This window comes from Aestuariivirga sp. (assembly GCF_046294715.1).
Classification (GTDB): Bacteria; Pseudomonadota; Alphaproteobacteria; order Rhizobiales; family Aestuariivirgaceae; genus Aestuariivirga.
In genome coordinates this window covers 153,921-160,464 of sequence record NZ_JBKBKI010000008.1, presented here as the reverse complement: position 1 = coordinate 160,464, position 6,544 = coordinate 153,921, and the positions used below count along the sequence as shown (strand labels likewise).

Here is a 6,544-nt window from a genome sequence, read left to right as displayed (position 1 = left end):
GGTTCTGGAGGGAGGGGGGGGGGGGTGGCGTTTTCAGTGGCGGGCTGCAAGGAGGGGTTGGGGACCGCCACGACGTTGGTTGCTTTGGCGTTGTTCTTGGGCCCCCAGGCCGCGACCTTCGCCTTCAGCCGTTTCAGCTCATCCGGCGGCAAGGTCCTCGCCAGGGTGTCAGCGCGCTTTGCCGCGTCGCCGTCGCCCTGCTGGGCTGCAAGGGAATACCAGAGCCACGCCTCCGCCGCATCGATACCCGTGCCGAGGCCGCGCTCGTAGAGGACCGCGAGATTGAACTGGCTGTCATGCAGCCCGTACTCGGCCGCCTCCTTGAAGAGGCGGAACGCCTTGTCGTAATTCGGCGTGCCGAGAAGCGTGCCGGCCGCGATCACCGCGGCATTGTGCATCGACTTGACGTTGCCGCCGGCGGCGGCGCGCTCGTACCAGAGCTGGGCGGCGGCGGCGTCCTGCGGCACGCCCTTGCCGCGGTCGAAGAGCGTACCAAGCCGGTACTGTGCGGGAGCGAGACCGCGCGAGGCCGACTGCTGATACCAGTAGGCAGCCTTGGTCAGATCCTGCGCCACGCCCTGGCCATCGAGGTAGCGGCTGGCAATGATGAACTGCGCCTTCGCATCGCCGCGGGCGGCCGCCTCGCGAAGCGCCTGGGTGCCCACATCGGGCGGCGGCATCTCGGCGCGCGCGGCGGAGGGTTCCGCCACGATCGAGGAGAGCGAGGCATCCGTCTTGCGGGCGGGAAGCGATCCGGTGATGCGCGAATCCGTGGGCACGTCCATGAGGCCGATGCGGCCCGGGGCTTCAAGCCCCAGAGCGGAGCCCTGCTGGGCCGAGGGCGCGGCAGGCTCTTCGACGCCACTCGTCTGGCCGGGGAGCTTGCCGGGCTTGGCGAGCATGTTGAAGGCGAAGGCCGAGGCGGCCGCGAGAAGCACGATCCCGAGGAGAACGAGCTGGCGGCGCCGGGCGCGGTTCTCATTCGCCGCCTTGACGGCTTTGGGCGCTTCGGCCGGTGCCGGAGGCGGAAGATCTCCAGCGAGGATGGGCTCGGCCGGCTTGGACTTCTTGCGCAGGAAGGGCAGCGAGAACGAGCGCTTCGGCTTGGCCGGCTCCTGCACGGCAGTGTATTCGGCGCGGAGTGCCGAGGGTCGCGACGCGGCCGCCTGGGCCGCGCGCCGCGCCGCGGCGATGAAGTCGTCGCCGGCGGAGAGCGGCGCCGAAGCTGCGCTGGCGGCCTCCGGCACAGCTGCCGCCGCACTTGCCGCGGCTTCGAAGCCCGCTTGCACCTGTTCAGGCGTCAGCGAAGCAAAGGCGTTGGTCTTCTCCGGCTCCGCCGGTGGCTTCGGGAGAACGGCCGAGACGGGCTGCTCGTGCGCGGTGTCCTGCGGCTGCGCCGGCTGCGCGTCGAATTCCGCCAGCCTCTGCACGATCTGGGCCAGCGTCTCGTGCACGGCCTGGAGTGTCTCCTGGTTGCGCTCGTCAGCACTCGCGGCACTCTCGCGCACCGCCCGCAGCCCTTCCTCGAGCGCCTTAAGCTCCGGCGAGGGAGCCGCCTCGCCCTGGGCAGCCAGCATGCGCTCGACGGCGCGGTTCGCCGCCTCTTCCGCCGTCTCCCGGGAGGTGGCGCGGCTCTGTTCCAGCCCGTCGTAGAGCTGGCGGATGGCACGCTCCATGGTTTCGAGATGCTGCAGCTGCTCCTCGGTGCGGCCCACCCTTTCGCCGAGCGCGGCCATCGTATGCTCCAGCGCTGCAATCGACTCGCCGTCACCCTTCAGCCTGATGGCTTCGCCGAGACGGTGGTCGATCTCGGCGATGCGGCGCTCGATCTCGCCGAACTGCGGCAATTCGCGGGCCGCCGCCGTCGTCTGCTCGATGCGGCGGGACAACTCGCCGATGCGCCTGTCCATGTCGGCGAGCGGGCGCATGTCGGGGCCTTGTGCGACCCGGGTGGAGAGCTGCTCGAGGGCCACCCGGAGGGCATGGAGGTCGTGCTGGCTTGCGGCGGCGCCCTTCACCTCCTCGATGCGCCGGCCGAGGCCGCCGAGATCGGCGCGCATGCGGCCGAGGTCCGCGATGGCGCTGCTCTGGCTGCCGATCGTCGTCTGCGCTTCCTTGAGGATGTCGAGAATGCGGGATTCGATGTCGCGCAGTTCGCTGCGGGCCTCGCCGAGCGCTGCGCTCTGCGCCTCCCTCACCATCTTTTCGGTCGATTCGCGCACACCGTCGATGCGGGCGCCGAGCTCTCCGAGTTCGCGGCGGACCGGCTCAGGCATGCCGGAATGGAGGAGGTTCTCCGAGCGCGCCATGCGGCTGGCGAGATCGGCGATCCGAGTCTCGAGGGTGGTGAAGGCGGGAGCCGCGCGCAGCAGCTCTTCCGGATCGCTGGGCCTGGCACTGCGTTCCGCCACCTCGCCCAGCCTGTCCTGCATGGCCCTGATCTGGTCGCGCGTCCGCTTCTCGCTGACTTCGAGATGCTCCACCACATTGCGAATCGCGGTTTCGAGCGCGGGGTAGCCCGGGACGTCCTCCGGGCGGCCCGGCATCTGCTGGCGCGGCACGAGCGCCATCTGCTGACCGAGGACGGACAGCCTCTCGTTCACCGCGGTGAAGGCCTCGACCGTCTGGCGTTCGTTCTCCTCGATCCTCTCGATGATGCGCGACAGCACCTCTTCGTCCTCGCCCGCCGGGCGCGGCGGCTCGAAGCTCTGGACGGCGGCGGATTCGCGCTCGCGCTGCGCGAGATCGGCAAGCTGCCGTGCGATGTCCTGAAGCCTCAGTGTGTTTTCGTCGCGCCGGGCAGCGGGCGGCGGAGAGGCTTCATGGCGCTCGGGCGAGGCCTCTCGCCCGGTGAAACGCTCCACCGGAGCGGGCGCGTGCTGCGGCCTGGCATCCGCCTGCTCGTTCTGCTCGAGAATCACGCTGTTCAGCCATTCGCCCAGCGTCATCCCGGCGCGGCGGGCGGCATCCTTGGCGACCTCCCGGACCTCGGGTTCGATGCCCTTGACGCTCCACGGAATGCCCGGTTTCATGATGTTTCTTCTCTCGATTGCCGACACCCCCCGAAACGGCCACCACGAAATGGCCACGAAAAGAGCGCGGGATTTCCCTGTCCAAAGGTTAATCGGTTTGGTAAAGATTCAGTTAAGCGATTGATCCTTCGGCCCGATTCGCCGCGCCGAGGTACGAAAAAACCTTCCAGCGAGGCCTGAAATCGGTTGGCACCCAGCTTTTCCCGGCAGTTTTGCGGAATTGACGCAGGGGATACACAATTGACGCAAAGGCGGCTATATCTGGCAGTATCGGCGAGACACATTCGGTTTGGAGCACTTGACCATGAGCATGACTGAAACCAAAGAGCGGTCGAACCGTGACCGCACCTACTCCATCACGGAGCTGTGCCGGGAGTTCGACGTCACCCCCCGGACGCTGCGCTTCTACGAGCAGAAGGGCCTTCTCCACCCCGCCCGCCGCGGCTGGACGCGGCTGTTCAGCTACCGCGACCGGGCCCGCCTGCAGCTGATCCTGCGCGGCAAGAAGGTTGGCTTCTCGCTCGAAGAGATCAAGGAAATGCTCGATCTCTACAATCTCCGCGATGGCCAGCTGACGCAGCTCCGCATCGCCTCGACCAAGATGCGCGAGCGCCTCGAGGCGCTCAGGAAGCAGCGGGTCGAGCTCGAGGACGCCATTGCCGATCTCGAGCGCACGGTCGTCGTCGTCGACGGCATGCTGAAGGAGCGCGAGTCCGCAGCGCCCAAGGCCGCCAACAGCTGACGCTTCCGATTGGAGCTTGCACGTTCAGAGGCATCCGGGTGAAAACCCGGGTGCCTTTTTCCATCCGGATCGCCTCATGCCGCTCGCCTATGTGCTGAATCCCCTCGACCGCCGGGCCAATGACCGGCCCGATGCGCAGTGGATCGCCGGCCAGAGGCAGAGGCCGGATGCAAAGCTCGTGCGCATCGCGGGCGATCAGACGCTGATCGCCGCAGGCCGCCTTCTTACCGCCAACGCGCCCTCGGGCGGCCTCACCGTGTTCCTCGGTCTCGACCGTTCGGGAACGCCATGGTTCGCCTGCCGCACGGAGGAGACCGAGGGTCTCAGGGACCTGAGGAGCCTCGCGATGGAGGAAGCACTGCCGCCCGAGGAACTGGGCATCCTCGCCCAGGCGCGCTCTCTCATCCAGTGGCACGAGCGGCGGAACTTCTGCTCCAATTGCGCCCACACGCTGGAGATCGCGGATGCGGGATACCGCCGCCACTGCGCGGGCTGCGGCATGGACCATTTTCCGCGCACCGACCCCGTGGTGATCATTGTCGTGCGCCACGGAAGACGCGTGCTGCTTGGGCGCCAGAAGGCGTGGAAGCCGGGAATGTATTCGGCACTGGCGGGTTTCGTTGAACCCGGCGAGACGATCGAGGATGCCGCGCGCCGCGAAGTTTTCGAGGAAGCGGGCATCCGCGTGGGAGAGGTGCGCTACGTGGCGAGCCAGCCATGGCCCTTTCTCTCGAACCTGATGATCGGCCTCATCGGCGAGGCGCTCACCTCCGAGATCACCCTCGACACTAACGAGCTCGAAGAGGCGCGCTGGTTCGAGGAAAGCGAGGCCCGCCAGATGGTGGAGCGCACGCATCCGGAAGGACTCTATGCGGCGAATCCGATGGCGATCGCCCATGGGCTGGTGAAGACGGCACTCGCCGGCTGAGGCGGAAGGATTCCTTCGCTCGTTTCCGAGACGCGACGGCTGAGGGCATGGAAACCGCGCTATCCGCGTGGAAGGAGGCCCTCACCCGCCCTCCGGGCACCCCCTCCCGTGGCTCACGCCAGGGGAGAGGGGATTTCGGGAACCGGGCTGCTCACCCCCGCGCCAGGCGCTTGGCGAGTTCGGCGCGGTGCGGCGAGGCCTTGTAGATGCCGAGCACGCGCAGGTAGCTGGTGAAGAACTCGAGCTCCTCCATGGCGAGGCGCACGTTGCGCTCGGAGGGATGGCCCTCGATGTCGGCGTAGAACTGGGTGGCCGAGAACTGGCCCTCGATCTGGTAGGACTCGAGCTTGGTCATGTTCACGCCGTTGGTGGCGAAGCCGCCCATCGCCTTGTAGAGAGCGGCCGGAACGTTCCTCACCCGGAACACGAAGCTGGTGATCACCGGCTGGTCCTCGGGCTCGGCGTCCTGCGGGGTGGCGGAGAGCACCACGAAGCGGGTGGTGTTGTGGCTCTCGTCCTCGATGTTCTCGCGAATGATGTCGAGACCGTAGATCTCGGCGGCGAGCCGCGTGGCGATCGCCGCCCGGGAGCGCTCGCGAAGCTGCGAGAGTTCGCGGGCGGCGCCTGCGGTGTCCGCCGCCACGACGGGCTTCAGCCCCATCTCGCGGATCACCTTCCGGCACTGCCCCAGCGCATGCACGTGACTGTGGACGGTGCGGATATCCGAGGCGGCGACACCGGGCACGATCATCAGCTGGTGGTGGACGGACAGGAAATGCTCACCGATGATGAACAGGTTGGAGCGCGGCAGGAGGTGGTGAATGTCCGCGACCCGCCCCGCCACCGAATTGTCGATGGGGATCATGGCGAGCGCGGCTTCGCCGTCGGCCACCGCCTGGAAGGCGTCCTCGAAGGTGCCGCAGGGCAAGGGCTCAAAGGTGGGATAGGCTTCGATGCAGGCAATGTGCGAATTGGCACCGGGCTCGCCCTGATAGGCGATCTTCGAAGGCATCAGGCTTTCCTCAGCATGCGGCGGGCGGTTTCGAGGTCATCGGGCGTATCCACGCCCAGGGGCACCGTGTCAACCCGCACAACCACGATGCGCATGCCGTTGTCCATGGCCCGCATCTGCTCGAGCTTGCGCTCCGCCTCTCTGGCGCTCACCGGAAGCGACACGAACTTCTCGAGCACCGGACGGCGGTAGGCATAAACGCCGATGTGATGCCAGAAGGGCCCGGAATGCTCCGGCCCCACCCGGCGCACGAAGTCGCGCGCGAAGGCCACCTCGCGCTCCTCGCTCAAGGGGGCGACCGCCTTGACGATGTTGGGATTGGCCACGTCCTCTTCGCGCTCGATCCGGGCGGCGATGGTGGAGATGTCGGCCACCTCGTTGACGAGGCCGGCGAGGCAGCGCTGGATCGACAGCGTGTCGATGGTCGGGAGATCGCCCTGGAGGTTCACCACATGTTCGAAGCGCCGCTGCGGATCGCGCAGGGAGAGGGCTTCGGCGATGCGGTCCGAGCCGGACGGCAGCGCCGGATTCGTGACGATCGCATCGCCGCCGTGCGCCCGGACCACATCCGCGATCTCGATCTCGGCTGCCGCCACGAGCACCTGGCCGACATTGGCCTCCACCGCCCGCTTCCAGCAATGCACGATCATCGGCAGGCCGTTGATGTCGGCCAGCGGCTTGCCGGGAAGCCGGGTGGAGGCCATCCGGGCAGGGATCACGACGATGGTATTCTGATTTTCTATCATGGGCTTAAGGGCAGGCGCGGCAAAATGATACAATTCCCCTTATACTATTGCGGCGGGCCCAAGAAAGCACTAGTTTCCGCGCCC

The 6,544-nt window shown here is 67.4% G+C and carries 4 protein-coding genes and 1 pseudogene; 2 read left to right on the top strand and 3 right to left on the bottom strand.

The window, feature by feature from the left end:
* Window positions 1–3,032 (bottom strand): annotated as a pseudogene (locus ACK4HL_RS08275) (hypothetical protein); the annotation flags it as partial.
* Window positions 3,033–3,342: 310 nt separating this feature from the next.
* On the opposite strand from ACK4HL_RS08275, the gene ACK4HL_RS08270 reads away from it, so the two are divergent.
* Complete coding sequence (locus ACK4HL_RS08270) at window positions 3,343–3,774, top strand: MerR family transcriptional regulator (RefSeq protein ID WP_409758491.1); 432 nt, start codon at window positions 3,343–3,345, stop codon at window positions 3,772–3,774.
* A 76-nt stretch (window positions 3,775–3,850) separates the two neighbouring features.
* Window positions 3,851–4,702: an NAD(+) diphosphatase gene (nudC, locus tag ACK4HL_RS08265; RefSeq protein ID WP_409758488.1), complete on the top strand. Its 852-nt coding sequence runs from the start codon at window positions 3,851–3,853 to the stop codon at window positions 4,700–4,702.
* A 151-nt stretch (window positions 4,703–4,853) separates the two neighbouring features.
* On the opposite strand, the gene ACK4HL_RS08260 is transcribed toward nudC, so the two are convergent.
* Window positions 4,854–5,714 (bottom strand): prephenate dehydratase, encoded by an 861-nt coding sequence (locus tag ACK4HL_RS08260; RefSeq protein ID WP_409758485.1) that lies wholly within the window; start codon window positions 5,712–5,714, stop codon window positions 4,854–4,856.
* Window positions 5,714–6,460 carry a 3-deoxy-manno-octulosonate cytidylyltransferase gene (locus ACK4HL_RS08255; protein WP_409758482.1) on the bottom strand — a complete coding sequence of 249 codons (747 nt, stop codon included), beginning with the start codon at window positions 6,458–6,460 and terminating at the stop codon, window positions 5,714–5,716. The genes ACK4HL_RS08260 and ACK4HL_RS08255 overlap by 1 nt, the downstream gene beginning before the upstream one ends.
* Window positions 6,461–6,544 lie beyond the last annotated feature (84 nt).

What these genes read in the sequence shown, in the direction of transcription:
- ACK4HL_RS08270 (WP_409758491.1), top strand. Translation starts at nt 3,343, where the DNA reads ATGACTGAAACCAAAGAGCGGTCGAACCGTGACCGCACCTACTCCATC.
- nudC (WP_409758488.1), top strand. Translation starts at nt 3,851, where the DNA reads ATGCCGCTCGCCTATGTGCTGAATCCCCTCGACCGCCGGGCCAATGAC.
- ACK4HL_RS08260 (WP_409758485.1), bottom strand. Translation starts at nt 5,714, where the DNA reads ATGCCTTCGAAGATCGCCTATCAGGGCGAGCCCGGTGCCAATTCGCAC.
- ACK4HL_RS08255 (WP_409758482.1), bottom strand. Translation starts at nt 6,460, where the DNA reads ATGATAGAAAATCAGAATACCATCGTCGTGATCCCTGCCCGGATGGCC.